This window comes from Pelomonas sp. SE-A7 (assembly GCF_030345705.1).
In the GTDB taxonomy this organism is placed as follows: domain Bacteria; phylum Pseudomonadota; class Gammaproteobacteria; order Burkholderiales; family Burkholderiaceae_C; genus JAUASW01.
Genome location: NZ_JAUASW010000001.1, coordinates 1223062 through 1248398 on the forward strand (window position 1 = coordinate 1223062; position 25337 = coordinate 1248398).

General features: G+C 66.9%; 24 protein-coding genes. 9 read left to right on the top strand and 15 right to left on the bottom strand.

Translation table 11 applies throughout. The features are described 5' to 3' along the window. Positions 1 to 115: 115 nt before the first annotated feature. Genes QT382_RS05445 through QT382_RS05470 form a run of 6 tightly spaced genes read left to right on the top strand, consistent with a single transcriptional unit; the run spans position 116 to position 7859 of the window. A complete protein-coding gene (locus QT382_RS05445; protein ID WP_289253026.1) occupies positions 116 to 1381 on the top strand; it encodes an efflux RND transporter periplasmic adaptor subunit in 1266 nt (421 codons plus the stop codon). Next, on the top strand, positions 1378 to 2148 hold the full coding sequence (locus QT382_RS05450; RefSeq protein WP_353957256.1) for an ABC transporter ATP-binding protein: 771 nt from the start codon (positions 1378 to 1380) through the stop codon (positions 2146 to 2148). Before QT382_RS05445 ends, QT382_RS05450 begins: the two co-directional genes overlap by 4 nt. Position 2149: 1 nt before the next feature. Continuing rightward, the gene (locus QT382_RS05455; RefSeq protein ID WP_289253027.1) at positions 2150 to 4594 is read left to right on the top strand and encodes an ABC transporter permease; all 2445 of its coding nucleotides are present in this window, start codon (positions 2150 to 2152) and stop codon (positions 4592 to 4594) included. 41 nt (positions 4595 to 4635) lie between these two features. Then, positions 4636 to 6009: a sigma-54-dependent transcriptional regulator gene (locus tag QT382_RS05460; RefSeq protein ID WP_289253028.1), complete on the top strand. Its 1374-nt coding sequence runs from the start codon at positions 4636 to 4638 to the stop codon at positions 6007 to 6009. Beyond that, positions 6006 to 7325 (top strand): sensor histidine kinase, encoded by a 1320-nt coding sequence (locus tag QT382_RS05465; protein ID WP_289253029.1) that lies wholly within the window; start codon positions 6006 to 6008, stop codon positions 7323 to 7325. The genes QT382_RS05460 and QT382_RS05465 overlap by 4 nt, the downstream gene beginning before the upstream one ends. A 12-nt stretch (positions 7326 to 7337) precedes the next feature. Next, positions 7338 to 7859 carry an FKBP-type peptidyl-prolyl cis-trans isomerase gene (locus QT382_RS05470; protein WP_289253030.1) on the top strand — a complete coding sequence of 174 codons (522 nt, stop codon included), beginning with the start codon at positions 7338 to 7340 and terminating at the stop codon, positions 7857 to 7859. A 109-nt stretch (positions 7860 to 7968) separates the two neighbouring features. On the opposite strand, the gene dut is transcribed toward QT382_RS05470, so the two are convergent. From dut to QT382_RS05525, 11 genes are read right to left on the bottom strand one after another with little or no spacing between them, the layout of a single operon-like run. After that, complete coding sequence (dut, locus tag QT382_RS05475) at positions 7969 to 8418, bottom strand: dUTP diphosphatase (RefSeq protein WP_289253031.1); 450 nt, start codon at positions 8416 to 8418, stop codon at positions 7969 to 7971. Then, complete coding sequence (gene coaBC, locus QT382_RS05480) at positions 8415 to 9632, bottom strand: bifunctional phosphopantothenoylcysteine decarboxylase/phosphopantothenate--cysteine ligase CoaBC (RefSeq protein WP_289253032.1); 1218 nt, start codon at positions 9630 to 9632, stop codon at positions 8415 to 8417. Before coaBC ends, dut begins: the two co-directional genes overlap by 4 nt. Before the next feature lie 35 nt (positions 9633 to 9667). Further along, on the bottom strand, positions 9668 to 10378 hold the full coding sequence (gene trmB / locus QT382_RS05485) for a tRNA (guanosine(46)-N7)-methyltransferase TrmB (RefSeq protein ID WP_502929879.1): 711 nt from the start codon (positions 10376 to 10378) through the stop codon (positions 9668 to 9670). An 18-nt stretch (positions 10379 to 10396) separates the two neighbouring features. After that, complete coding sequence (gene deoA, locus QT382_RS05490; RefSeq protein ID WP_289253033.1) at positions 10397 to 11707, bottom strand: thymidine phosphorylase; 1311 nt, start codon at positions 11705 to 11707, stop codon at positions 10397 to 10399. A 30-nt stretch (positions 11708 to 11737) separates the two neighbouring features. After that, positions 11738 to 12502: a deoxyribose-phosphate aldolase gene (deoC, locus tag QT382_RS05495; RefSeq protein ID WP_289253034.1), complete on the bottom strand. Its 765-nt coding sequence runs from the start codon at positions 12500 to 12502 to the stop codon at positions 11738 to 11740. A 5-nt stretch (positions 12503 to 12507) separates the two neighbouring features. Continuing rightward, a complete protein-coding gene (locus QT382_RS05500) occupies positions 12508 to 13353 on the bottom strand; it encodes a purine-nucleoside phosphorylase (protein WP_289253035.1) in 846 nt (281 codons plus the stop codon). Between the two features lie 19 nt (positions 13354 to 13372). Continuing rightward, positions 13373 to 13786, bottom strand: coding sequence for a cytidine deaminase (gene cdd, locus QT382_RS05505; protein WP_289253036.1), 414 nt, complete (start codon positions 13784 to 13786; stop codon positions 13373 to 13375). Beyond that, the gene (locus QT382_RS05510) at positions 13786 to 14766 is read right to left on the bottom strand and encodes an ABC transporter permease (protein WP_289253037.1); all 981 of its coding nucleotides are present in this window, start codon (positions 14764 to 14766) and stop codon (positions 13786 to 13788) included. The genes cdd and QT382_RS05510 overlap by 1 nt, the downstream gene beginning before the upstream one ends. Next, complete coding sequence (locus tag QT382_RS05515) at positions 14759 to 15889, bottom strand: ABC transporter permease (protein WP_289253038.1); 1131 nt, start codon at positions 15887 to 15889, stop codon at positions 14759 to 14761. Before QT382_RS05515 ends, QT382_RS05510 begins: the two co-directional genes overlap by 8 nt. Continuing rightward, entirely contained in the window at positions 15886 to 17463 is a 1578-nt protein-coding gene (locus QT382_RS05520; RefSeq protein WP_289253039.1) for an ABC transporter ATP-binding protein, read from the bottom strand. Before QT382_RS05520 ends, QT382_RS05515 begins: the two co-directional genes overlap by 4 nt. A gap of 11 nt (positions 17464 to 17474) precedes the next feature. After that, the gene (locus tag QT382_RS05525; protein ID WP_289253040.1) at positions 17475 to 18464 is read right to left on the bottom strand and encodes a BMP family lipoprotein; all 990 of its coding nucleotides are present in this window, start codon (positions 18462 to 18464) and stop codon (positions 17475 to 17477) included. Between the two features lie 313 nt (positions 18465 to 18777). On the opposite strand from QT382_RS05525, the gene QT382_RS05530 reads away from it, so the two are divergent. Both QT382_RS05530 and feoB read left to right on the top strand, forming a co-directional pair. Next, on the top strand, positions 18778 to 19035 hold the full coding sequence (locus QT382_RS05530) for a FeoA family protein (protein ID WP_502929820.1): 258 nt from the start codon (positions 18778 to 18780) through the stop codon (positions 19033 to 19035). Further along, positions 19032 to 20912, top strand: a complete 1881-nt coding sequence (feoB, locus tag QT382_RS05535) for a ferrous iron transporter B (protein WP_289253042.1) — start codon at positions 19032 to 19034, stop codon at positions 20910 to 20912. The genes QT382_RS05530 and feoB overlap by 4 nt, the downstream gene beginning before the upstream one ends. A gap of 114 nt (positions 20913 to 21026) precedes the next feature. Here feoB and QT382_RS05540 read toward each other — a convergent pair whose 3' ends face one another. Beyond that, on the bottom strand, positions 21027 to 22070 hold the full coding sequence (locus QT382_RS05540) for a hypothetical protein (protein WP_289253043.1): 1044 nt from the start codon (positions 22068 to 22070) through the stop codon (positions 21027 to 21029). Between the two features lie 773 nt (positions 22071 to 22843). Between QT382_RS05540 and QT382_RS05545 the strand changes: the two genes are divergently transcribed. Further along, a complete protein-coding gene (locus QT382_RS05545) occupies positions 22844 to 23050 on the top strand; it encodes a helix-turn-helix domain-containing protein (protein ID WP_289253044.1) in 207 nt (68 codons plus the stop codon). Positions 23051 to 23111: 61 nt separating this feature from the next. Here QT382_RS05545 and QT382_RS05550 read toward each other — a convergent pair whose 3' ends face one another. The 3 genes from QT382_RS05550 to QT382_RS05560 all read right to left on the bottom strand — a co-directional run bounded on the left by QT382_RS05550 (position 23112) and on the right by QT382_RS05560 (position 25329). Next, complete coding sequence (locus QT382_RS05550) at positions 23112 to 23309, bottom strand: hypothetical protein (RefSeq protein ID WP_289253045.1); 198 nt, start codon at positions 23307 to 23309, stop codon at positions 23112 to 23114. A 177-nt stretch (positions 23310 to 23486) separates the two neighbouring features. After that, positions 23487 to 23915 carry a helix-turn-helix domain-containing protein gene (locus QT382_RS05555; protein WP_289253046.1) on the bottom strand — a complete coding sequence of 143 codons (429 nt, stop codon included), beginning with the start codon at positions 23913 to 23915 and terminating at the stop codon, positions 23487 to 23489. A 799-nt stretch (positions 23916 to 24714) separates the two neighbouring features. Then, complete coding sequence (locus QT382_RS05560) at positions 24715 to 25329, bottom strand: hypothetical protein (RefSeq protein WP_289253047.1); 615 nt, start codon at positions 25327 to 25329, stop codon at positions 24715 to 24717. Positions 25330 to 25337: the final 8 nt, after the last annotated feature.

Genomic DNA, 25337 nt, shown 5'->3' on the forward strand with positions numbered 1-25337 from the left:
CCCGGAATTGAGACGAAGCCCGTCCCAGTATCAGAACAGGCGGACCGCTCGCGGACCTTGATGCCCGGCAAGCCGGCTGGATATTCGGCTGGCATGCGATGTGCTTTTCGAGGACATGGACATACCCAGAACTCCTCAGGACAAGCCGCTCTTGCGTCGCCGCTGGCTGCGCCTGGCACTGGCCGTACTGGCATTGCTGGCACTGCTGATGGCCGGCCTGCGTGCGCGGCCGTCCGAGCTGTCGGTCCGCTCGTCCAGCCTCGTCATCGCGGCCGTCGAACGCGGGCCGCTGACGCTCAACCTGCGGGGCAGCGGCAGCCTGCTGCCCAGCGAGGTGCGCTGGATCACCACTCAGGCCGAGGGTCGGGTGGACCGCGTTGAAGTGCAAGCCGGCAGTCGAGTCAAGGCCGGCGACATGCTGCTGCGTCTGCTCAATCCGCAGCTGCTGCAGAAGGTCGAGGAAAGCCGCTGGTCGCTGCAGCAGGCCGAAGCCGAGCTGCGGGCCTTGCAGTCCAGCCTGGACAGCAGCCTGCTGAACCAGCGCGCATCGTTGCAGCGCGCCGAGCTGGCCTTGCGCAGCGCCGAGCTGCAATGGGCGGCCGACCAGGAGCTGCTCAAGGACGGCATGGTCTCCAAGCTGGCCTATCAGCGCAGCCAGTTCAACGTGGAACAGGCCCGGCAGAACCTCGCCCTTGAACGCGAGTTGCTGGAGCGCGGCGTCGGCAACGGGCAGGCCCAGCGAGCGGCCAAGCAGGCGGCCGTGGCCCGCTTGGCCAAGGCCCTGCAGCGCGACCAGGAGCTGGCCGACGCCCTGACCCTGCGCTCGCCCATCGACGGCATCGTCCAGGAGCTGGCGCTGCAGCCCGGCCAGGCAGTGCTGCCTGGCGCCAGCCTGGCCAAGGTCGCCCGGGCCGATGCGCTCTACGCCGAAATCCAGGTCCAGGAAGCCCAGGCCCGAGATCTGGCACCGGGCCTGAACGCCTCGGTCGACCTGCGCAGCGGCGCCGCGGACGGTGTCATCGCCGGCGTGGTCAGCCGTGTGGCGCCCAAGGTCAGCAATGGCGTGGTCAAGGTCGACATCCAACTGCTGGGCGCCCTGCCTCGCGGGGCCCGGCCGGACCTCAGCGTGGACGGCACGATCGAGCTGGCGCGGCTGGACGACACGCTGCAGGTGCAGCGACCGGCCTTCAGCCAGGGCGATTCATCGGCCCAGGTGTTTCGCGTGGGGCCCGACGGCATGGCCGAACGGGTGCCCGTGCAGTTTGGCGCGGCGGCGGTCAGCCGCATCGTCGTCAAGCAGGGCTTGAAGCTGGGCGAGCGCATCGTCGTCTCGGACACCAGCAGCTGGCGCCTGCTCGAGCGGGTGAGCATTCAACAATGATGGACAAAGAGGAGAACCAGACCATGGACAAGAACCAGGAAACCGTGATTTCGCTGCAAGGCGTGGCCAAGAGCTTCATGACAGACGAGCTCGAGACGCGGGCGCTGGACGAGATCAACCTGCAGGTGCGCCGCGGCGAGTTCCTGGCGGTCAGCGGCCCCTCGGGCTGCGGCAAGTCCAGCCTGCTGGCCATCCTGGGCCTGCTGGACCTGCCCAGCAGCGGCCTCTACGAATTGGCCGGACAACGCGTCGACGGGCTGGACAACCGTGCCCGCGCCCGGCTGCGCAACCGCGAGATCGGCTTCGTGTTCCAGGCCTTCAACCTGATAGGCGACCTGAGCGTCGAAGACAACGTCGCCCTGCCGCTGAGCTATCGCACGGACCTGAGCCGGAGCCAGCGCCGCGAGCGCGTGGCCGAGGTGCTGGCCCAGGTGGACATGGGCCACCGCGCCCGCCACTACCCGGCCCAGCTGTCCGGCGGCCAGCAGCAGCGCGTGGCGATTGCGCGCGCCCTGGTGGGCAAGCCTAGCCTGATCCTGGCCGACGAACCGACCGGCAACCTGGACTCGCGCAATGCCGAGCTGGTGATGCAGCTGCTGGCCGATGTCCATGCCGGCGGTGCCACGCTGTGCATGGTCACGCACGACCCGCGCTATGCCGCCGCGGCCCAGCGCACGGTGTCGCTTTTCGACGGCCGCATCGTGGCCGACATGTCCACCCCGCAGCAGCCGCTGGTCGGCCACGCCCGCGTCGCCGAGGTGATCTGACATGCAGTCCCTCCTCGACGATCTGCGGCAGGCCTTCAAGTCGCTGGCCAAGGCGCCCGGCTTCAGCCTGCTGGCCCTGCTGACCCTGTCCTGCGGCCTCGGCTTCGCGGCCTACTGCCTCGCCATCTACCTGGGTGCCGGGCGTGGCGACATCCCCTACCCCGAGGCTCACCGGCTGCTGGCCCTTGAGGCCACGCGCGACAAGGAGCGCACCCAGTCCAACAGCATCCACTACCTGGACTACCAGGCCTATGCCGCAGGCACCACGGCCTTCGAAGGCCTGTTGCCGCTCAACGTTTCGACCGTGACGCTGGCGGATGCCCGGCATTTCCCGGAGAACTTCCGCGCCGCCCGGGTGCCGGCCGCCCTCTGGCCCTGGCTGGGCGAACGCCCGCAAACCGGCCGAATGCTGCAGGCCAGCGACGAACAGCCTGGTGCCGCACCGGTGGCCGTGATCGGCGCCCAGGTCTGGCAGAGCCTGCTCGGCAGCGATCCCAAGGTCGTGGGCAGCCGCATCAAGGTCAATGGCGTGGACACCGAGATCGTGGGCGTGATGCCGGCATCGCTGAGCTTCCCGCTCAACCAGCAGCTCTGGCTGCCGTTCACGCCGCCAACGGTCACGAACCGGCCCGGTGGCTACAGCATGGGCACCGCCTCGCACGTGATGGTGCTGGGCCGGCTCAAGCCGGACGCCAGCCAGCGGCAGGCAGAACGCGAACTGAAGCTGGTCGCCCAGCAGCTGGCGACCAGCTTTCCAGTGAGCAATCAGCGCGTCGGCGTGATGACGCTCAAGTACAGTCAATGGGGCATGCCGGATGCCGACTCCATCTACCTGGGTCTCTCGGTCGCGGCCAGCCTGCTGTTGGCCCTGGTCGGCATCAACACTGGCAACCTGCTGCTGGCCCGCGCCAACGAGCGCCGGCAGGAGGTGGCGGTACGGGCCGCGCTGGGCGCGCCGCGCGGCCGCCTGATCCAGCAAATGCTTTGCGAAGCCCTGCTGCTGTCCGGCGGTGGCGCCCTGCTGGGCCTGTTCTTCAGCGCCTGGGCGCTGGCCTTGACGCAGCGCCAGATCACCGAGACGGTGGGCGACCACCTGCCCTTCTGGCTGCACTTCGGCCTCAGTCCGACGGCCGCGTTCGGCGCCCTGGCCCTGAGCCTGCTCGTGGCGCTGACCGTCGGCGGCCTGCCGGCCCTGCGCGCTTCGCGCATCGACGTGGCCGCCGCGCTGCGCGACGGCCAGCGTGGCAGCTCGGGGCGCGCGGCCGGCTATTTCAGCAAGGTCCTGGTGATGATCCAGATCGTGCTGTGCAGCCTGCTGCTGCTGGTCTCGGGCGGCTCCAGCTACCAGGCCCAGCAGCAGCTGAACAGCGGCACCGGCGCGCGCATGGAGGGGGTGATGACGGCCCAGTTGGTACCGCGGATCCAGGCCTACCGGGGCCAGCCGGCCGCGCGCGATCAGCTGTGGGCCCGGCTGGAAACGGCGCTGCGCGAGCAGGCCGGCACCGCCGGCGTCGCGATGAGCACCGCCCTGCCCGGCGGTGGCATGTACTCGACCGAATCGGTCCAGCCCGAGGGCCTGGTGGTGCGGGACGAGCAGTTCCCGGATTCCGGCGTCTACAGCATCAACGCCGGCTACCTGAAGGCCCTGGAGGTGCCCATGCTGTCCGGCCGCGAGTTCGACGGACGCGACCGACTCGACAGCCTCAAGGTCGCCGTTGTCAATCGCAATTTCGCCGAGCAGCACTGGCCCGGCCAGGACCCGCTGGGCAAGCGCTTCGCCGTGGTCGCAGACCCCAAAGTCAACCAGCGCGACTGGATCACCATCGTCGGCGTGGTCGGGCCCCTGGTCCAGGGCCGTGCCGGTCCGGAAGGCCGCCGCAGTCCCAATGTCTACCTGCCCATCACCCAGTCCTCGCCAGACCGGCTGGACTTGGCCCTGGTCGGTGTGCCGGACAACGGCGCCAGCCGTGAGCTGCTGGCCCGCGCCGTGGCCAAGGCCGACCCGGCCCTGGCGCTCGAAAAGGTCTACAGCGCAGAACAGCGCGAACGGGTGGCCAGCTCGGGCAATGACGTGATCGCCGCCCTGTGTCTGGTGCTCGGCCTGATGAGCCTGTTGCTGGCGGTCACCGGCATCTACGGCGTGACCAGCCGCGCCGTCGCGCTTCGCACCCAGGAGATCGGCGTGCGCCGCGCCGTGGGCGCCAGCGACTCGGCCGTGCTGTGGCTGCTGCTGCGCCAGGGTCTGTGGCAGCTGGGCCTGGGCCTGCCGCTGGGCCTGTTCCTGGGCTGGGTGGCCTTGTCCCAGATGAGCGACATGGGCGGCGCCATGCTGACTGCCGCGGTCCTGGTCGGCCTGTTGATCGGCACCATCGTGATGCTGGCCACCTGGCTGCCGGCCCGCCGGGCGATTGCGCTGATCCCGAATGCGGCGCTGCGCTGCGAATGACGGCTTGAGGTCAGAATGCGCACAAATCGCCCGCCCTCTGCATGCCCGCCCAAGCCCCCTCCGCTCCGCTGATCCTGGTCGTTGACGACGACGCCGCCATTCGCGCCGCGCTGCGCATCTTCCTGAAGAGCGAGGGCTACGAGGTCGAACTGCTGGCCGCGCCCGAGCTGGTGCCCGAGGCGCTGGCCCGCAGCGAGCCGGCCGTGCTGCTGGTGGACCTGAACTACCGGCGCGACACGACCTCCGGCGACGAGGGCCTGGACCTGATCCGCGAGGTCAGCGCCCTGGACACCGGTCTGCCCATCGTCGCGATGACGGCCTGGGGCACGGTGGCCCTCGCCGTCGAGGCGATGCGGCTCGGCGCCAGCGACTTCATCGAGAAGCCCTGGGACAACAACCGCCTGGCCAGCATGCTGCGCACGCTGAGCGCGCTGCGCCGCAGCCGCCAGGACGGCCAGCGCCTGGCGGCCGAGAACGAGCTGCTGAAGCAACAGGCGCCGGCCCGGCCCTGGGTCTGCGAATCGCCGGCCATGCGCACCCTGATGCAGCAGGTCGAGGCCGTGTCCGGCGCCGACGTGAACCTGCTGATCACCGGCGAGAACGGCTGCGGCAAGACCCAGCTGGCCCAGGCCATCCACCAGGCCTCCGCGCGGGCGGCCGGGCCCTTCATCAGCGTCAACATGGGCGCGATTCCCGATGGCCTGTTCGAGAGCGAGATGTTCGGCCACGAGCGCGGTGCCTTCACCGATGCGCGCCAGGCCCGCATGGGCCGCTTCGAGCTGGCCGATGGCGGCACGCTGTTCCTCGACGAAGTCGGCAACATCCCGCTGGCCCAGCAGGCAAAGCTGCTGCAGGTGCTGGAGAGCGGCCAGTTCGAGCGCCTGGGCTCGGCCCGGCAACGCCGGGCCGACGTGCGACTGATCGCCGCCAGCAATGCCGACCTGCAGCAGATGGTCGAACAGGGCCTGTTCCGCCGCGACCTGCTGTACCGGCTCAACAGCCTGCAGCTGCACCTGCCGCCTTTGCGCGAGCGCGGCGAGGACATCCAGGCGCTGGCCGATCTCTACCTGTCGCGCTTTGCCCAGCGCTACCAACGGCCTTTGCGGCCCTTGTCGGCCGAGGCCCGCCGCTCGCTGGCCGCGCACCGCTGGCCAGGCAATGTGCGCGAACTGGCCCACTGCATGGAGCGGGTCAGCCTGCTGGCCAGCGGCGCCGAGGTCAGCGCTGCCGACCTGGGCCTGGCTCCGCCGGCCGGCCTGGCTTTCGATCCGGAATCCATGACGCTGGAGGAGGCCGAGAAGCTGCTGATCGCCACCGCCTTGCGGCGCAGCGGTGGCAATGCGCTGGCCGCGGCCCAGGCCCTGGGGCTCAGCCGTTCGGCCTTCTACCGCCGACTCGAGAAGCACCAGCTGTGAAGCCGCACGACAAGCGCTGGCGCCTGGGCTTCGAGAACCAGCTGTTCGCGCTGGCCCTGGCCGGCGGCGCGCCGGCCTGGATCGCCCTGGTCGTGCTGGTGTGGCCGCAGCCCTGGCTGATCTATCCCAAGCTCTTGCTGGTCGTGGGCACCGCCCTGCTCTGGCTGGGCGCGGCCTGGGCGCTGCGCTCGCGGGCCGCCTTCCAGCTGCAGACGATTGGCAATGTGGTCGAGGGCATGGTTGCGGGCGATTTCAGTCTGCGACTGCGCCGCTCCGGCGAGCAGGACCTGCTGGGCCGCCAGATCAACAGCCTGGCCGACACCCTGCACCGCCAGCGCCTGCGCTCGGAACAGGCGCTGCGCCTGGTGGACAGCGTGGTCGAAAGCATGGACGTGGCGGTCTGCGTGTTCGATCCGGCCCAGCAGTTGCTGCTGGCCAATCCCACGGCCCTGGCGCTCTTGCAGCAGCCGCGCGAAGCCGTGCTGGGCCGCAGCGCCGAGCTGCTGGGCCTGGCGCCGCTGCTGGAGGCCGACACCGAGTGCCTGCACGAGCATGTGTTTCCCGGCGCGGCCGGGCTATGGCGCTTGCGCCGCCAGTCCTACGAGGTGGACGGCCAGCCGCAGCTGCAACTGCTCTTCATCACCGACCTCAAGCAGGTACTGCGCAACGAGGAGCTGCAGGCCTGGCGGCGGCTGCTGCGGGTGCTGAGCCACGAGGTCAACAACTCGCTGGGGCCTATCGCCAGCCTCAGCGCCACCTTGCGCAAGCAGCTGCCCACCAGCGGCGCGGCCGGACTCCAGGACCTGCACGAAGGCCTGGCCATCATGCAGGAGCGCTCCGAGCACCTGGCCGAGTTCATACGCCGCTATGCGGCCCTGGCCCGGCTGCCCGAGCCGCGCAAGCGCGTCTTCGACCTGGCCGACCTGGTGCAGCGCCTGCCCGCCATGCTGCCGGAGGCGCAGCTGCAGCTGGAGTTCGCGCAGACCGGGCCCCTGAGCTTCTTCGGCGACCCGTTGCAGATCGAGCAGCTGCTGATCAATCTGCTGAAGAACGGCGTCGAAGCCGGCGGTGCGCCGCTGCGCCTGCTGTGCAGCGCCGAGTCGCCCCAGCTGACGGTGCTGGACCAGGGCACGGGCATTGCCAACCCGGCCAATCTGTTCGTGCCCTTCTACAGCACCAAGCCCGAGGGCATGGGCATAGGCTTAGTGCTATGCCGCCAGATCGCCGAGGCCCATGGCGGCGTGCTGAGCCTGGAGCCGCGGCAGGACGGCGCCGGCTGCAAGGCCCTGCTTCGCTTCGCCAACTTTCAGGTGTGAAACAATCCGCCGATGCAAATTTCCGCCCCCTGCGTCGTCTCCCTGAGCTGGAGACTTGAGGACGCGCAAGGCCAGCTGATCGACGAGCTGGCCGAGCCGCTGGAGTTCTTCTATGGCGGCGACGATCTGTTCGCCAAGGTCGAGGAAGCGATCAACGGCCAGGAGGCCGGCTTCGAGGCCGCCATCGCCCTGGAACCGGAAGACGCCTTCGGCGATTACGACTCCGGCCTGGTCTGCTTCGAGGCCAAGTCGCTGATGCCCGAGAACGTGGACGTCGGCATGCAGTTCGAGGGCCTGCCGGAAGGCGCGGCCACCGAGGGCATGCCGCCGGACAACGTCTACACGGTGACCGAGGTCTACCCCGAACACGTGGTGCTGGACGGCAACCATCCGCTGGCCGGCATAGGCCTGCGCATGTACCTGAAGGTGCGCGACGTGCGCGAGGCCACCGAGGAAGAGATCGAGGCCGGCTCGATAGGCGAGCCGGTGTTCAGCGTCGTCAACGGCGCGCCGCCCGGTGAAGCCCTCCACTGAATTGCGCCGCAGGCATTGAGTTGTTCGCCGGGCCGCCCCAAGGACAACTCAAGCTCGCCATGGGCGAGCGCCCCCTCGGGGGGCCGACCGTGTACCCACGGGCGAGGGGCTAACTTTTTCCAGTGGAGCCGAAGCCACCTTCTCCGCGGTGGCTGGCATCGAAGTCATCGACGCGCCGGAACGCGGCCTGCACCACGGGCACCAGCACCAGCTGGGCGATGCGCTCCATGGGCTGGATCACGAACGTGGTCTGGCCGCGGTTCCAGCAGCTGACCATCAGCTGGCCCTGGTAGTCCGAATCGATCAGCCCGACCAGATTGCCCAGCACGATGCCGTGCTTGTGGCCCAGTCCCGAGCGCGGCAGTATCAGCGCCGCCAGTCCCGGGTCCTCGATGTGGATCGCCAGGCCGGTCGGGATCAGCGTGGTCTGGCCGGGCTCCAGCGTGACGGCCTCATCCAGGCAGGCGCGCAGGTCGAGGCCGGCGCTGCCGGGCGTGGCGTAGGCAGGGAGCTGCTCGGCCATGCGGGCGTCGAGCACTTTCAGGTCGATGGTGGTCATGCGTTCTCTTGGAGGCGCGTGGCGATCTCGCGAACCAGTTCGCGGGCCAGGCTGAGCTTGTCGTTGCAGGGAATCTCGCGGTGGCCGCGCTCGTCCACCAGCAGCAGCGTGTTGTCGTCGCGGCCGAAGGTCGCGGGGCCCAGGTTGCCGACGATCAAGGGGATGTTCTTGCGCAGCCGCTTCTCGCTGGCGTGCTTCAGCAGGTCCTGGCTCTCGGCGGCAAAGCCGACGCAGTAGGGCCTGTCCGGCAGGGCCGCCACGGCGGCCAGGATGTCGCGGTTCTCGGCCATCGCGATGCTGGGCGCCTGGCCGGAGCCGTCCTTCTTGATCTTGTGCTCGGCCGAGGCGGCCGGCCGCCAGTCGGCCACGGCTGCAGTGGCGACGAAGACGTCGTTGACCGAGGCGCGAGGCAGCACAGCCTCATACATCTGCTGCGCGGTTTGCACGTCGATGCGGCGCACGCCGCGCGGGGTTGGCAAATTGACCGGGCCGGCCACCAAGCTCACCTCGGCGCCTGCATCTGCCGCCGCGCGGGCGATGGAGAAGCCCATCTTGCCGCTGGACAGGTTGGTGATGCCGCGCACCGGGTCTATGGGCTCGAAGGTAGGGCCGGCCGTGATCAGCAGCTTCCTGCCGGCCAGCAGCTTGGGTTGCAGGAAGGCCACGATCTCGTCGAACAGCTCGGCCGCCTCCAGCATGCGGCCATCGCCTATCTCGCCGCAGGCCTGGTCGCCCGCCGCCGGGCCCAGCACCGTGGCGCCATCGGCCTTGATCTGGGCCACATTGCGCTGCGTGGCCGGATGGGCCCACATCTCGCGGTTCATGGCCGGCGCCACCAGCAGGGGGCATCGCTCCATCGGGCGCGCCAGCGCCGTGAGGCTCAAGAGCTCGTCCGCCCTGCCCTGCGCCAGCTTGGCGATGAAGTCGGCGCTGGCCGGCGCTATCAGCATCAGGTCGGCCTCGCGGCTCAGGTTGATGTGGGCCATGTTGTTGGCCTCGCGGGCATCCCACTGGCTGGTCACGACCGGCCTGTTGGACAGGGCCTGCAGGGTCACCGCGGTGATGAATTGCTCGGCCGCCTCGGTCATCATGACCTGGACCGTGGCACCGGCCTTGGTGAGCAGGCGCACCAGCTCGGCCACCTTGTAGCCTGCGATGCCGCCGGACAGGCCGAGCAGCAGGTGTCGGCCCTGGAGTTGAAGCGCTTCGGACATGAAGCGGGACTCTATCAGCGCAAGAGGATGGGCGATCAGCGGCGGCGGAACACCAGGTCCCAGACCCCATGGCCCAGCTTGAGGCCGCGGTTCTCGAACTTGGTCAGCGGCCGGTAGGCCGGCTTCTCCGCATAGGCCTCGGCCGTGTTCTGCAACTGCGGCTCGGCGCCCAGCACTTCCAGCATCTGCTGGGCGTAGGGCTCCCAGTCGGTGGCACAGTGCAGGTAGCCGCCCGGCCTGATGTACTGGACCAGCTTGGCCACGAAAGGCGCCTGGATCAGGCGGCGCTTGTTGTGGCGGGTCTTGTGCCAGGGGTCGGGGAAGAAGATGTGGACGCCGGCCAGCGAGGCCGGCTCGATCATCTGCTCCAGCACTTCAACGGCGTCGTGCTGGAAGATGCGGAGGTTGGTCAGCTGCTGCTCGCCGATGAGCTTCAGCAGCGCACCGACGCCGGGCTCGTGCACCTCGCAGCCAATGAAGTCGTGGTCCGGCAGCGTGGTCGCGATCTGCGCCGTCGCGGCCCCCATGCCGAAGCCGATCTCGAGCACGACCGGTGCCTGGCGGCCGAAGACCGCCGACGGATCCAGCCGCTTGCCGGCCTCGTAGGGCAGGACAAAGCGCGGCCCCAGCTCGGCCAGGGCCTTGGCCTGGCCCGTGCCCATGCGGCCGGGGCGCACCACGAAGCTCTTGATCGGGCGGCGCTTGGACTCGTCGGGCTGGTCGGACATGGGAACTCGGGAACGGATATCGGCAGGGCCGGCAGTCTAGCCGACCGTGCCCATCACGATGGGCTGGGCGCTCCACGCGCCCTGGCTGATAGTGCAGGCCTGCTGGATCGCGGCGATGGCACGCGCGGCCGCATCCTCGCTGGCCGCATGCACGACGGCGATGGGCTCGCCGGCCGCCAGCTCGTCGCCCAGGTGGCGGAATTCGCTGAAGCCCACGCCCATGTCGATCTTGTCGGCCGCGACGCGACGGCCGCCGCCCAGCTCGACCACGGCCAGGCCGATGTCGCGGGTGTTCATCGCCGTCAGGCGACCGGCCTGCAAGGCGGGCACGGCACGCACCACCGGCGCTTGCGCCAGGTAGGCGTCCGGACGCTCCAGCAGATCGGCGGGGCCGCCCAGGGCCGCGACCATGGCCGAGAACTTCTCGGCCGCAGCGCCGCTGTCCAGCGAGGCTTGCAGCTTGACGCGTGCCGCTGCCGTGTCGGCAGCCAGGCCGCCCAGCACCAGCATCTCGGCGCACAGGGCCAGCGTGACCTCGTGCAGGCGCGGCTCGCGCTGCTCGCCCTTGAGGTAGCGGAGGGTCTCGCGGATCTCCAGCGCATTGCCGGCGTCGAAGCCCAGCACCTCGTTCATGTCGGTGATCAGGGCGCGGATCTTCAGGCCGGCGCCGCTGCCCACGGCCACGATGCTCTCGGCCAGGTCCTGGGCCATCTGGGGCGTGTCGCAGAAGGCACCGCTGCCGCACTTGATGTCCATGGCCAGGCCTTCGAGGCCGGCGGCCAACTTCTTGGACAGGATGCTGGCGGTGATCAGGGGCACGCTCTCGACCGTGGCGGTCACGTCGCGCGTCGCGTAGAAGCGCTTGTCGGCCGGAGCCAGGTCGCCGGTCTGGCCGATGATGGCGCAGCCCAGATTGCGGACGATGCGATCGAACAGCGCCGGATCCGGCGCCGTCGAATAGCCAGGAATCGCTTCCAGCTTGTCCACCGTGCCGCCGGTGTGGCCCAGGCCCCGGCCGGCGATCATGGGCACATAGCCGCCGCAAGCGGCCACCATGGGCGCCAGCATCAGGCTGACCTTGTCGCCGACGCCACCGCTGGAATGCTTGTCAAGCACCGGGCCCGGCATGTCGGGCCAGCGCATGACGCGGCCGGAATTCATCATCGCGCGGGTCAGCAGCACGGCCTCGTCGCGGCCCATGCCGCGCAGGAACACGGCCATGCCCAGCGCTGCCACCTGGCCTTCGCTCCAGCTGCCGTCCACCAGGCCGCGGACGAAGTTCTGGATCTGCGCCTCGTCGAGCGCGCGGCCGTCGCGCTTGGCGCGGATGATTTCTTGAGCCAGCATGGCGGTACTACCCTGTCCTTTGTTCTGCGATCAATAACTGCTGGAGGACGCAGCCGCGGCAGTACCGGACAGCTGGGCCTCGATGTCGTTCAGCAGGCCGCTGGCACCGAAGCGGAAGCGGCCAGGCTGCACAGCCTCGGCACCCAGCTTCTCGGCTGCCAGCGCCAGGTAGGCCGCCGCGTCGGCGACGGTGCGGATGCCACCACTGGCCTTGAAGCCGGCATTGGCCAGGCCGCTGGCCTTGATCTCCTGCAGCATCACCCGGGCCGCGTCCAGCGTGGCCGAGACCGCGCTCTTGCCGGTGCTGGTCTTGATGAAGTCGGCGCCGGCCGCCAGCGACAGGCGCGTGGCCTGGGCGATCAGCTCGGGCGTCTTCAGCTCTCCGCTCTCGATGATGACCTTGAGCGTCAGCGGTCGGCTGGCATGGCGCACCTCGGCCAGGAACTCGGCCACCTCGGTGACCTGGCCGGCGATCAGGGCCTTGTAGGGCAGGACCACGTCCACCTCGTCGCCACCGGCCTGGGCAATGGCCTCGACATCGGCCAGCGCGCGCGGTACATCCAGTGCGCCATCCGGGAAATCGGCCACGGCTGCAACCTTGATGGTCTTGGGCAGCAGCGAGCGCGCCTGGGCGACGAAGCGCGGCCAGACGCAGACCGCGGCCACCGGGCCATGGGCCGTCTGGGCGCGGCGGCACAGGGCCTCGATGTCGGCGGCGGTGTCGCCGTCGTTCAGGCTGGTCAGGTCCAGGCAGGCCAGGGCCTGCCGGGCCGCATGCAGCAGCTCGGCACTCATCGTCTTCAGGCTTGCAGCGAAGGCAGCGTGGCGAAGCTGGCCACCAGGGCCGCCAGGAAGCCCGCGGCGCGCTCACCGGAGACCTGGGCCTGCTGCAGCGTCAGCGCATGGGTCAAGGCTTCGTCGGAGAGGCCGGCTGCCATATTGGTCATCAGGGCCAGGCCCATCACGCGCAGGCCGGCATGGCGGGCCAGGATGGTCTCGGGCACGGTACTCATGCCCACGGCATCGGCGCCCCAGGCGGCGAACATGCGGATCTCGGCCGGGGTCTCGAACTGCGGGCCCACGGCCCAGCAGTAGACGCCCTCGCCCAGGATCTGGTTGCGCTCCTTGGCGAGCGCCTTGGCATGGCTGCGCAGCTCGAGGTCGTAGGCGGCGCTCATGTCGCAGAAGCGGCTGCTGCCCGGTTCGCCTATCAGCGGCGAGCGCTGCGGTGCGTTGATGTGGTCCGAGATCAGCATCAGGCTGCCCGGCGGCATGTGCGGGCGCAGCGAGCCCGAGGCATTGGTCTGCAGCACCAGCTTGACGCCCCAGCGGGCCAGGCTGCGCAGCGCGCCGGCCATGCCGGTGCAGTCACCGCTTTCGTAGGTGTGGGCACGGCCGCGCAGCATGACGACGCGCTGGCTGCCGATCTTGCCGACCACGATCTCGTTCACATGGCCTTCGACCTTGGGCTGCGGGAAGGCCGACAGCTCGGTATAGGGCAGATGCTGGGCCTCCTCGACATGGCTGACCGCGCCGGCCCAGCCCGAGCCGAGCACGACGGCCACTTCGGGGGCCGCGCCATAGAGCTGGTTCAGCTTGGCGACGGTGTCGACGATCTTGGGCTCGAGGGTCTTGTGGTCGATCATTTCTTGTTCTCCTGGTACTTCACTTCAAATGGTCCGGGCCGAAGCTGAACGGCAGCAGTTCGGCCAAGGTCCATTGCTGCTTGATGCCGCTGGCATCACCGGCGATCACCAGCAGGTCGTCGCCGGCGAATTCGCGCATCTTCTGGCGGCAGCCGCCGCAGGGCGTCAGGACGTCGGGGCCGGGGCCGCTGACCAGCACCGCGCGGGCGCGGCGGCCGCCAGCCATCACCATCGCACCCAGGGCCGTGGCTTCGGCACACCAGCCTTGAGGATAGGCGGCGTTCTCTATGTTCGCACCCAGGTGGATGCGGCCCTGCTCGTCCAGCACGGCCGCACCGACCGCGAACTTGGAATAGGGCGAATGGGACCGCTGGCGCGCAGCCAGGGACGCTGCCAGCAGTTGCTGCAGCAGTTCGTCGGACAGCTTGGTCATCAGCGTTCTTTCACATACGGCCGGCCCAGCGCCTTGGGCGCCAGGGCCTGGCCAATGAAGCCGGCCAGCAGGATCACGGTCAGCAGGTAGGGCAGCGCCTGGATCAGCTGCACCGGCACCTCGCCCACGCCTGGCAAGGCCACGCCCTGCAGGCGGATGGCCAGTGCGTCCAGAAAGCCGAACAGCAGGCAGGCGAACATGGTCGGCAGCGGCTTCCACTTGCCGAAGATCATCGCGGCCAGCGCGATGAAGCCGCGGCCCGCCGTCATGTTCGGCGAGAACGAAGCGTTCTGCGCCAGCACCAGGTAGGTGCCGGCCAGGCCGCACAGCAGGCCGTTGATCATCAGCGCGGCGTAACGAAGACGGGTCACCGACACGCCGGCCGCATCCACCATGGCCGGGTTCTCGCCGACGGCGCGCAGCCGCAGGCCCGGCTTGGTACGCATCAGGAAGAACCAGACGCCGGCCACGCCGGCAAAGGCCAGGTAGACCAGGATGTTGTGGCTCAGGAGGCCATGGCCGACGATGGCGCCCAGCCAGGATCCGAGCGCATCGGCGGCACCGGAAGGCTCACTCCAGGCCGGGATCAGGCCGGTCATGCGCACGTCGGCGTCGACCGGCGGCGTCTGGCCGCCCTGCTTGAACCAGGCGATGCCCAGCACCACGGTCAGGCCGGCGGCCACCATGTTCAGGGCCACGCCGGACACGACCTGGTCGCCACGGTGCGTGACGCAGGCAAAGCCATGGACCAGCGAGAAGGCACAGGCCACGGCAATGGCGGCGAGCAGGCCGAGCGCGGTCGAATGGGTGACGGAAGCCGTGGCCGCAGCGGCGAAGGCGGCCGCGAGCATCTTGCCTTCCAGGCCGATGTCGATCACGCCAGAGCGCTCCGACACCAGGCCGGCCAGCGCGCACAGCAGCAGCGGCGTCGTGACCCGCAAGGTCGAGCCCAGCATGGAGCCGATCAGCAACTCATCCACGGACGGCCTCCTTGTGGTTCTTGCTCTTCAGGGCCGCATACAGCTTGGCGAACATCGGCGCACTGACGGCCGCCATCGCGCCAGCGAACAGCACGATCAGGCCTTGGGCCGTGACCACCATCTCGCGGCTGAAGCCGGGCATCTCGAAGGCCACCTCGACACCGCCCTGGTAGAGCACGCCGAACAGCAGCGAGGCCAGCACGATGCCCACCGGATGGTTGCGGCCCATCAGGGCCACGGCGATGCCGGTGAAGCCGGCACCGGCGACGAAGTCCAGCGTCAGCTTGCCCTGCACGCCCGAGATCTCATTGACCCCGACCATGCCGGCCAGCGCGCCCGACAGGCCCATGGCGATCAACACCTGCATGCGCGGCTTGATGCCGGCGTAATGCGCGGCGCGCGGCGCGCTGCCGACTGCACGCAAGGCGTAGCCGGCACGGCTGCGCCACAGGAACCAGTAGACGAAGCAGCAGGCCAGGATGGCCAGCAGCAGGCTGAGATTCAGCGGCGAAGACGGCAGCTCCCAGCCGAACTTGGCGGCCAGTTCGTGCAGCGCCGGCATGCGCGCGGCATCGGCGAACTCCGAGCTCTCCACGGCCATGGAACCGGCGGGCCTGAGGTGGTTCACCAGCAGATACACGTTGAGGCTGCTGGCCAGGAAATTGAACATGATCGTCGTGATGACGATGTGGCTGCCGCGCCAGGCCTGCAGATAGGCCGGAATGGCCGCCCAGGCCATGCCGAACAGGGCCGCGCCCAGCACCAGCAAGGGCAGCAGCAGAGGCGCGGGCAACAGCGGGCCAAGAGCCAGCGCCAGCAGCGCCACGCCCAGGCCGCCGAAGGTGGCCTGCCCTTCCCCGCCGATGTTGAACAGGCCGCCGTAGAAGGCGACCGAGACCGCCAGGCCGGTGAAGATGAAGGTGGTGGCGTAGTACAGCGTGTAGCCTATGCCGCGAGCGCTGCCGAGCGAACCCTGGACCAGCAGGCTCAGGGCCTGGCTCGGGCTCTGGCCGATCAGCATCACCACAGCGCCGGTGACGGCCAGGGCCACCAGCAGGTTCCACAGCGGCAGCAGGCCGATGTCTATCCAGCGCGGCAGGACGTAGGCTTGTTGGCTGCTCATGCGGAAACGCTCTCGCTAGCCTGGGCTGCCATCAGCAGGCCCAGGGATTTCTCGTCGCACTGGGCGATGCCCAGCTCACCGGTGATGCGGCCGCCGTTCATGACGACGACGCGGTCGGCCAGGGCCAGGATCTCGTCCAGCTCCGAGCTGACCAGCAGCACCGCGCAGCCGGCATCGCGCAGCGCGCGCAGCTGGCCGTGGATGAATTCGATGGCGCCGATGTCGACGCCGCGGGTCGGCTGGCCGACCAGCAGCACCGTCGGCGCCTGGCCGATCTCGCGGGCCAGGATCAGCTTCTGCTGGTTGCCGCCGGAGAACTTGCTCGAACCGAGGTTCTCGTCGCGCGGACGCACGTCGAAGCGCTCCTGCATCTGGCGGGTCTGCTTGCGCATGAGGCCGTGGTCCATGCCCCAGCCCAGCGGCGCAGACGCGTACTGTTGCTGGTAGCCCAGCGCTGCCGTCTCCCAGGCCGGGAAGCTCATCACCATGCCGCAGACATGGCGGTCTTCCGGCACATGGGCCAGCTTGAGTTCGCGCGCCCGGCCCGGCTCCAGCCACTGCTCGGCCGTGAACTTCTGGCCGCCCAGTTCCAGGCTGCCGCTGTCGGGTACGTGCATGCCGGAGAGCACCTCCAGCAATTCGCTCTGGCCATTGCCGGAGACGCCGGCCACGCCGACTATCTCGCCGGCCTTGAGGCTCAGCTCGATGTTGGCCAGCAGGCTCACGCCCTGCTCGCTCTTGAGGTTCAGGCCGCGCACGGCCAGGCGCTGCTCAGCACCCTCGCTCGCGCCGCTGTCCGGGCGGCCCAGGTTGACCTTGCGGCCCACCATGGCTTCGGCCAGGTCCTCGGGATCGGTCTCGGCGATGGCGCAGGTCTTGATGACCTGGCCGGCGCGCATCACGGTCACGGCATCGCACAAGGCCATAACTTCCTTGAGCTTGTGCGTGATGATGATGATGGTCGTGCCGCGCTCCTTCAGCTTGCGCAGCGTCTCGAACAGCTGCAGCGTCTCTTGCGGCGTCAGCACCGCCGTAGGCTCGTCCAGGATCAGGATGCGGGCGCCGCGGTACAGGGCCTTGAGAATCTCCAGCCGCTGCAGCTCGCCCACCGGCAACTCGCCGGCCAGCGAATCCAGGCGCACTTGCAGGCCGGTTTCAAGCATCAGCTTCTGCAGCCCTGCGCGCACCGTCTTCTCGCCCGATTGCAGCCAGAAGCTGGGCTCGGCGCCGAGCATCACGTTGTCCAGGCAGGACAGCGTATCGACCAGCATGAAGTGCTGGTGGACCATGCCGATGCCCAGGGCGATGGCCTCGTGCGAGTTGGCGATGGCGACCTTGTCGCCGCGCACCTCGATATGCCCGCCGTCGGCCTGGTAGTAGCCGTACAGGATGGCCATCAGCGTGCTCTTGCCGGCGCCGTTCTCGCCGACGATGCCGTGCACCGTGCCCTCGGACACGGCCAGGCTCACACCGCGGTTGGCATGGACCGCGCCGAAGCGCTTGTCTATGCCGTGCAGGGCGACGGCCGGTGGCGCGAGATCCATGGAGGCCGCGCCGCTACTGCTCTGCGTCATGCCCGCGTCAATCAGTACTTGCAGGTCGAGGTCGCCATGTAGTCGACCACCTTGATCTTGCCGGCAATGATGTCGGCCTTGTAGGCATCGACCTTGGCCTTGAGCGCCGGGCTGACCAGCTTGGCGTTGTGCTGGTCCATGGCGTAGTCCACGCCGCCTTCCTTCAGGCCCAGTTCCTGCACGCCGCCGGTCCAGGCCTTGAGCACGTTGTAGACGGCCACGTCCACGCGCTTGACCATGGAAGTCAGCATGGTGCCGGGCTGCAGGTGGTTCTGGTTGGAGTCGACGCCTATGGCCAGCTTGCCGGCATCCTTGGCCGCCTGGTAGACGCCGTTGCCGGTGCCGCCGGCCGCGGCGAAGACCACGTCCGAGCCCTTGGCGAACTGCGCCTTGGCCAGTTCGCCACCACGGGTCGGGTCGTTCCAGGCCGACGAGGTCGTGCCGGTCATGTTGGTGAACACCTCGGCCTTGGGATTGGCCGCCTTGGCACCCTGCTCGTAGCCGCACTGGAACTTGCGGATCAGCGGGATGTCCATGCCGCCGACGAAGCCGACCTTGCCAGTCTTGCTCGTCAGGGCCGCCATCACGCCGACCAGGTAGCTGCCCTCGTGCTCCTTGAAAACCACGGACTGCACGTTCTTGCCTTCGACCCGCTCGTCAATGATCACGAACTGGGTCTTGGGAAAGTCCTTGGCCACCTGCTTCAGCGCCGAGCCCTGGGCGAAGCCGATCGAGATGATGGGATTGGCACCCCGCTCGGCCATGCGGCGGATCGCCTGCACGCGCTGGGTGTCGTTGCTGATCTCGAACTCGAGATAGTTCTTGCCGGTCTCCTGCTTCCAGCGCTCGACACCGCGGTAGGCCGCCTCGTTGAACGACTTGTCGAACTTGCCGCCCATATCAAAGATCACCGCCGGATCGGCCTGGGCCGGCAGACTGGCCAGGGTCGACAGGGCTGCCGCGATCACGCCAAGGCTGAGCGAGGAAGAAACAGGCTTCATGGAGAGTCCGTTGGGCTGTTGTTGAGGTCGACGCCGACCTGGCGTCTGCCGCTTTATATCGCGCCGTCGGACGGCACAAGCGGAGGAGCTGCCGGATTTTAGGAGGGCGCAGTGTACAGGCTGCATGAGGGAAACACTAAACGTTTGCGCGCCAGCATTGGCGCGTTTGCGCAAATTCCAGAGGCCACCATTCAAGCGGCGTTTTTGGGGCACGCGTCGAATGGGATTTGGCGTCACTCGGAACGACCCCCAGCGGCAGGTCAATGAGAATAAATCTCGTTTAATATCACCTCACCCAGCTCGCCTCCAGCCTATGCCCAGCTTGCCACCCCCCACCCTCGATCAAGCCGACATCGGCGCCCCGCTCAGGGTCAGCAAGGTGCAGGTGCCGGCCGAAGCGCCCGAATGGGGTCCCTGGCTGGAGCAGATCGGTTTTGTGCCTGGCGAACCGGTACGGCTGATGGCTCGCGCAGCCCTGGGCGGCGACCCGCTCGTGGTTCGCATCGGTCATTCGACGTTCGCCCTGCGTCGTGCCGAAGCGGCCTGCATTGAAGTGGCCACCGCGGCATGAGCGCGCGCAATACCAGCGCCATCCATGTCCATCCCGCCGGCCTGCTGCTGGCCTTGGTCGGCAACCCGAACTGCGGCAAGACCGCTTTGTTCAACCGCCTGACCGGCAGCCGCCAGAAGGTGGCCAATTACGCTGGCGTCACGGTCGAGCGCAAGGAAGGCCGTATCAAGACCTCGGCCGGCAAGTCACTGCGGCTGTTGGATCTTCCCGGCACGTACAGCCTCTACCCGCGCTCGCCGGACGAGCGCGTCACTTGCGACGTGCTCGCCGGCCGCGCCCAGGGTGAGCGTCGGCCCGATCTGGTGGTCTGCGTGCTGGACGCCACCAATCTGCGCCGCAACCTGCGCCTGCTGCTCGGCATACAGCGCCTGGGCCTACCCTGCGTAGTAGCCCTCAACATGGCCGACCTCGCGGAACGTCGCGGCATACGGATCGACGCCGAGGCGCTGTCCCGGCAACTGGGAGTACCCGTAGTCAAGACCGTGGCCACCCACGGGGAAGGCATCACCGAACTCACGAATTTGCTGGAGGCCAGGGAGGACTGGCGGCGGCTGCAATTGGCCAGCGCTCATGCGGACGAGCACAACGACCAGACGCGCGTGAACCAGGTGCTGGCTGAACTGGGCATCGCCGACCAAAGCCACGAACTGCCCAGCGACCGGCTGGACCGCTGGGTCTTGCATCCGGTTTTCGGACCGGTGCTGCTGGCCGCGCTGCTGTTCCTGCTCTTCCAGGCGGTGTTCGCCTGGGCCGAGCCCCCCAAGGACCTCATCGAAGCCGGCATCGCCTGGTTGAGCATTCAAGCCAGCCATTGGCTCCCCGACAACTGGCTGCGCAGCCTGCTGGTCGATGGCGTGCTGGCCGGCGCCGGCGCGGTGCTCGCCTTCCTTCCACAGATCCTGATCTTGTTCTTCTTCATCCTGGTGCTGGAAGAGTCGGGCTACCTGCCGCGGGCCGCCTTCCTGCTCGACCGGATGATGGGCTCGGTGGGCTTGTCCGGCCGCAGCTTCATCCCGCTGCTTTCAAGCTTTGCCTGCGCCATCCCCGGCATCATGGCCACCCGCTCCATCGCCAGCCCGCGTGACCGGCTCGTCACCATCCTGATCGCACCGATGATGACCTGCTCGGCCCGGCTGCCGGTCTATGCGCTGCTGATAGGCGCCTTCATCCCGCAACGCCGCCTGTGGGGTGGTGTGGAACTGCAGGGCCTGGTGCTGTTCGGGCTCTATGTGGCTGGCATCGTCGGCGCGATGGCCGTAGCCTGGGTGCTCAAGCGGTTCGCCAATTCAGCGGCCACGCGCCCGCTGATGATGGAACTACCCGCCTACCACTGGCCGCAACCGCGCAACATCCTCATTGGCCTTTGGCAGCGCGCCGAGATCTTCCTCCGGCGTGTCGGCGGCATCATCCTCGTGCTGACGGTGGCGCTATGGGCCTTGTCCAGCTTCCCGCTCCCACCGGCCGGCGCCGAGGGGCCGGCCATCCAGTACAGCATCGCCGGCTGGCTGGGCCGCGGCCTGGCGCAGATCTTCGAGCCCATAGGTTTCAACTGGCAGATCAGCCTGGCCCTGGTGCCAGGTCTTGCTGCCCGTGAAGTGGCGATCAGCGCGCTGGGCACGGTCTACGCACTGTCCGCCACGGCCGAGGATGCGAGCTCCACCCTGGCTCCCTTGATCGCCCAGACCTGGAGCCTGCCGACGGCGCTGTCGCTGCTCGCCTGGTACGTGTTCGCGCCGCAATGCCTGGCGACGCTGGCGGCCGTCAAGCGTGAGACCGGCGGCCTGCGCATCCCGCTGATCATGGCGGGCTACTTGTTCGGGCTGGCGTACTTGGCCTCATTCCTGACCTTCAGGATCAGCAGCTGGATGCTGGGGTAGCGCTTGATCCAGGCACAAATGAAAAGGCCTCGATGACGGATGTCATCGAGGCCTTCTTGTTTGGTGGGCCGGGGTCACTTGAACTTTCGCCGCCAAGGCCCATGAACTCTGAGTTCAGTCATCACTGGACGTTCGAGTTATCCGGATAGTTGTCCGGTCGGCTGCATACTTGCGCAGCCTATCAATCACTTGGACAGCAGTTCCGGTAGCTGGAGCAGGATCGTGCGCAGCTACAACAAACGTACCTTCTTCGATCCGCGTCAAGACACGAGACAACAGTCTTCGAAAGGCAGCCTCGGCCCGCTCGGTGTACCCGTGAATTGTCTGAAGTTGGTCGGCCGCGAACAGGCTCAGGTCGACATGGCCAACGTCGATTTCATTGCGTAGAACCATCGCCGGAAGGTAGTCGCTCTCGATCTCGTCTTCGGAAATTCCTATTCCCTTTAGGCCTGCTCGAGCAGCATTACGACTCATGCCATCCCCTCCAGGTGGGAACAGCACCTCCAAGACCTTTGACAGGTTCAGGAGAATCTCAGGCAAAAATTCTCCCGCGACCGACGCAACGCGGGCCAAGCGCGCCGCAGTGTGGAAGTAGTGCAATGCCGCGAACAGGCGGCGGCCTTGCGGGTCCGCGAGTAGCGACAGCCTTTCCCAGCTTTTCGCGAACAGTTGTTCCTGCTTGACCTGCGTTGTCGCCACCGCTCGAACCGCCCAGTCCTCCAACTCCCAGCGAAAGCCGACGCCTCCGAGGGTCCCGTCTACTCGCTCCACAAAAGGGGGATCCGCGAACTCGACGGCCAGCAGTGCCGGGATGGCGAAATAGAGTCCGTCAATGACCGCGGCCACCTGCTTAAGCGATTCGAACGACTGCGATACGGTTAGCCTGGCGCCTTCAAGACGTATGACTTGGTCCGGCGCGCTTAGAGTGACATCTAGCGGCTGCAGCGGGGTCTTCGACACGATGAAGTACTCCCCATTGTTGGCATTGAAAGTGACAGTTGAGCCACCTCCCATCACCGCAGTTCGCCCTCCGCCCGCTTCAACCCCGAATGGCTGCCGCGGCGCGAGGTGCAATCTGATCTCGCCGCTCAGCGGAAATTCAGGGAATTGACTATCGCCAGTGCGAAAAATCCTAGGGCGAACTTGGTAGGTCAACATAGCAATAGTGTTGACTAGTCAGGCCAGAACCCCCACACCCGCCACCCAAGACCAATGACGGAGCCGAAGCCGTTCACAGCCCAGACTGTTCAATCTGTACAGGTAGGTAAAGGAAAAACTCGCCGAAGCCGGAGGCAGAAGTTCTGAACGCCTTGGTTAGTCGGCTTCCTATAAACAACTCCTATTTGAGCCCTTTCGACAGCGAATCCATGGTCGGGTACAAAGCACCAGGATTTCCATTTACGACCCATCGCCGCCCTTCACGTGATTCAACGGCGAACAGCGCCCCGTCTCGGTAGAAGAACGTCCACGGCTGAAACCCAGTGAATGCTCCGTAGGAGTTTTTGGCGTTCACTTGGGCCGCCGACTCCCACACAGCAACAACCGCGGGGTCCGTGAATGAGGCCGAAATCACCACTCGCCGCAGGCCACCATGCCGAACGTCAGCAGAGTATGGATCCTTGAGCTGCGCAAGGATGTATTTGCGCTCCGCGTCCTGATGCCCCGCTGGGGGCTCCCGCCCCCAGGCGCTAGGTGGTTGGGTCCGGACAAACTCTTCTGCTGCCTGTCTGTGAGCAGTCCCGCAACCGACCAAGCTAGCACATAGAAACGCCAATGCCGCGACTGTTCTGATAAGCATCAATAGCTCCCCTACATCGCATCTCGTTGTTCGTACCTAGGACAGGCGATGCGCAAACCTGCGACAGGCGCCGCCATCATGTCACGATTAGTGGGTTCTCGATTGGTGGTCCCACTCGGAACATGCGCGGCCAATGAAGCCGTTGCGCATTCGATTCGGAGAACGTGTTCGCGAGCTGCGACTGGCCGCTGGCTACAAGCAGGACGAGTTCGCCGAAAAATGCGGCTTCGCGCGCTCCTACATGTCGCGAATCGAGACTGGCGGAGCGAATCCCTCGCTGGATGCGATTGAAACCCTCGCTACAGCCCTAGAAGTCAAAGTCCCAGAGCTGTTCCTGTAAACGAGGGTGAACGTAGGAAGCAGTCAGGTCGGCCCAGCATTGGGTTCCGGCAACGTCGACGTCAGGCGCAAGCGCTAGGCGGCAAGTCCCCCCAGAAGTCGAAATCAGGCGGGACAGGTTGACCAGCGGCGACGGCCGCTTCGAGCACCTCAGCTAGCTTCGCCGGGTCAACGCCGAATGGTGCCAGCGGTAGTAGGTCAAACGCCTTGAAATACGCACTCACTGCCGCCTCGACGCGCTGCTCCATGAAGGCGCTCATCACTTCCCTCCAATCCAGTTCACGACACAGACAGATGGCTTTTCTAGATGGTGCCCGGCTGGCGGGACAGACGGCCTAGAAAAATCCGGGCGAATTGGCCCGTGCGGCGGAACAGCGCTCCCATTTCCTGTTCCTGCGCACGGACCAGTTTGCATCCTTACTGTTCCGCCTAACGGACTAAGGCCCGCGTTTTGGTGTCAAGGCCGACCTTTCGTAGGCGCCCGTCGCGAAGGTAGCGGCCACGCCAGCGTCATAGTCGGAGTGAGGGTTCAAGCAATGCCAGGTGATGGCGTACCAACTCGCCTTGTTAGGACGATGCCCCTTCACTGTTTCGGCAATGAACTCAAACTCCAGCAACTCCTTCTTCGCCCGTTGGAGCACATCGGCCGACTTCCAGCCCCGTTTCGCCATGAAGGCGCGACTGGCCAGCAACTGGCCGTTATTGCGTCTGTTGTACTGTCGGGCTATTTCGATCAGCAACGCCTTTGCCGGATGCGACAGCTCGATGTAGGCCGGGCAACCTGTCACCGAATGTGGCAGCGCAAGAAATGGGCCCGGCACCCGTGACCGATCGACTCGAGAGCGCAGATTGCGACCGTTCGTCATGATCTAGCCTCGCAGCGCCGCACGCACCTTTGCCTTGTCTCGACCTGAGAGGCAGTAGATGCCATATCGAACGCGTCGACCATCTCGATCCATGCCTGAGTGCGAGTCGCAAGGAATTTCCAAAGCTAGTAGGCGTCGCAGACGTTGAACCAAAGCCGGCGAGTTGCTCGCGCCTGAGACTCGATCAAGCTGTTCGCGAGCCAACGGCATGGCAAGCAATGCCGTCAGCGCCCGCACATCCCGCGGTCCAAGCTGCGGGCATTGCTTCTGTGCGAAGCAATGCCGACAATTCACAGCGTCACGATTCGAAGTTCTAGAGAAACCCTCGGCCTTCACCCCGGGGGTTTCGCATTTCTGAGCCTCTACGTTGGTCGCATTTGGCTCGACCAGGCCCGGCGTGGTTGCGCCGCTGCGGTTTTTCGGCGGCATGCACTCATACCTCGACTTTCGTGATGCGTTTGCACCTCGCAGCAGCGCTTGCCTTGTTGGCAGTGGCAATCACAGTCGCTGCGCTGCCGGCGGCCGTCGCTGATTGCACCGCTCCGTCAGCGAGCCAGTTGCGAACGTCTGCAAGCCGCCATCGAGTGCACCGAGGTCGCCGAATTGCAGGTTGAGGGGCCTGCAGGTCTCGCACCAGTTGATGCCATGAACTGAGGGACAGGCCCGCAGCCGCGGCACAAGTCGGACCGTCAACAAACGCCACGTCGAGCAGCGCTTGAGGTACAGGGGGAAGTTGGTTCTTTGCAGCCATGTGCAGCCTTTCGCGGTAGGAAGGCTGCAATTTCTGCCGGCGAGCCGTTCACGGGCCTGAAAAAACCCGCTTCAATTTCGTAGGCATTCTTCCAGGCCCAGCGAGCTCCTTGCGTGCTTGGCGGATATAGGTATCAAGGTCTCCCGCACCCGAAACTCCCGCCTCTTCCAGCAAGAGCTTCAGGGTTCGCTCGGCCAATTTGTCCTTGTGGCTCTTGCTATCCACCCTTTGGAACGCTAGCGCGCTTCGGTCAAATGCCTCAGCGATGCGCTGCGCCAGGTAATGACCTTCCCAGCGGCCGCTCCGGCCCTTCTTGGGCGGAAATCGCTCGAGACTTACATGCATGTGCACGCTGAGGCCATACAGAGCAAGCGCCAACCGATTCGCGTCTATGCCGACCCACACATCGTCGCTGTAAAAATCGTCAAGCTCCGCCTTCAGCAGCGCCTCCGTCTCATCAAGCGTCCCACCCTCGTGAGCGTAAAGGCGAAAATCTTTATGCCACCGTTGGACAAGCTCCGAAAGACGCTGCGCAAGCGAGTGGATTTTCTTGGCCCTGCTACGCCGCATCGCCTCGGTCAACAAGGCTCCTTCGCCTGGTCGAAGCACCTCTCGCTGTCGAAACGAGAACGCCAAATCGCACAGGCTGACACGTTCACGCATTGGAATGC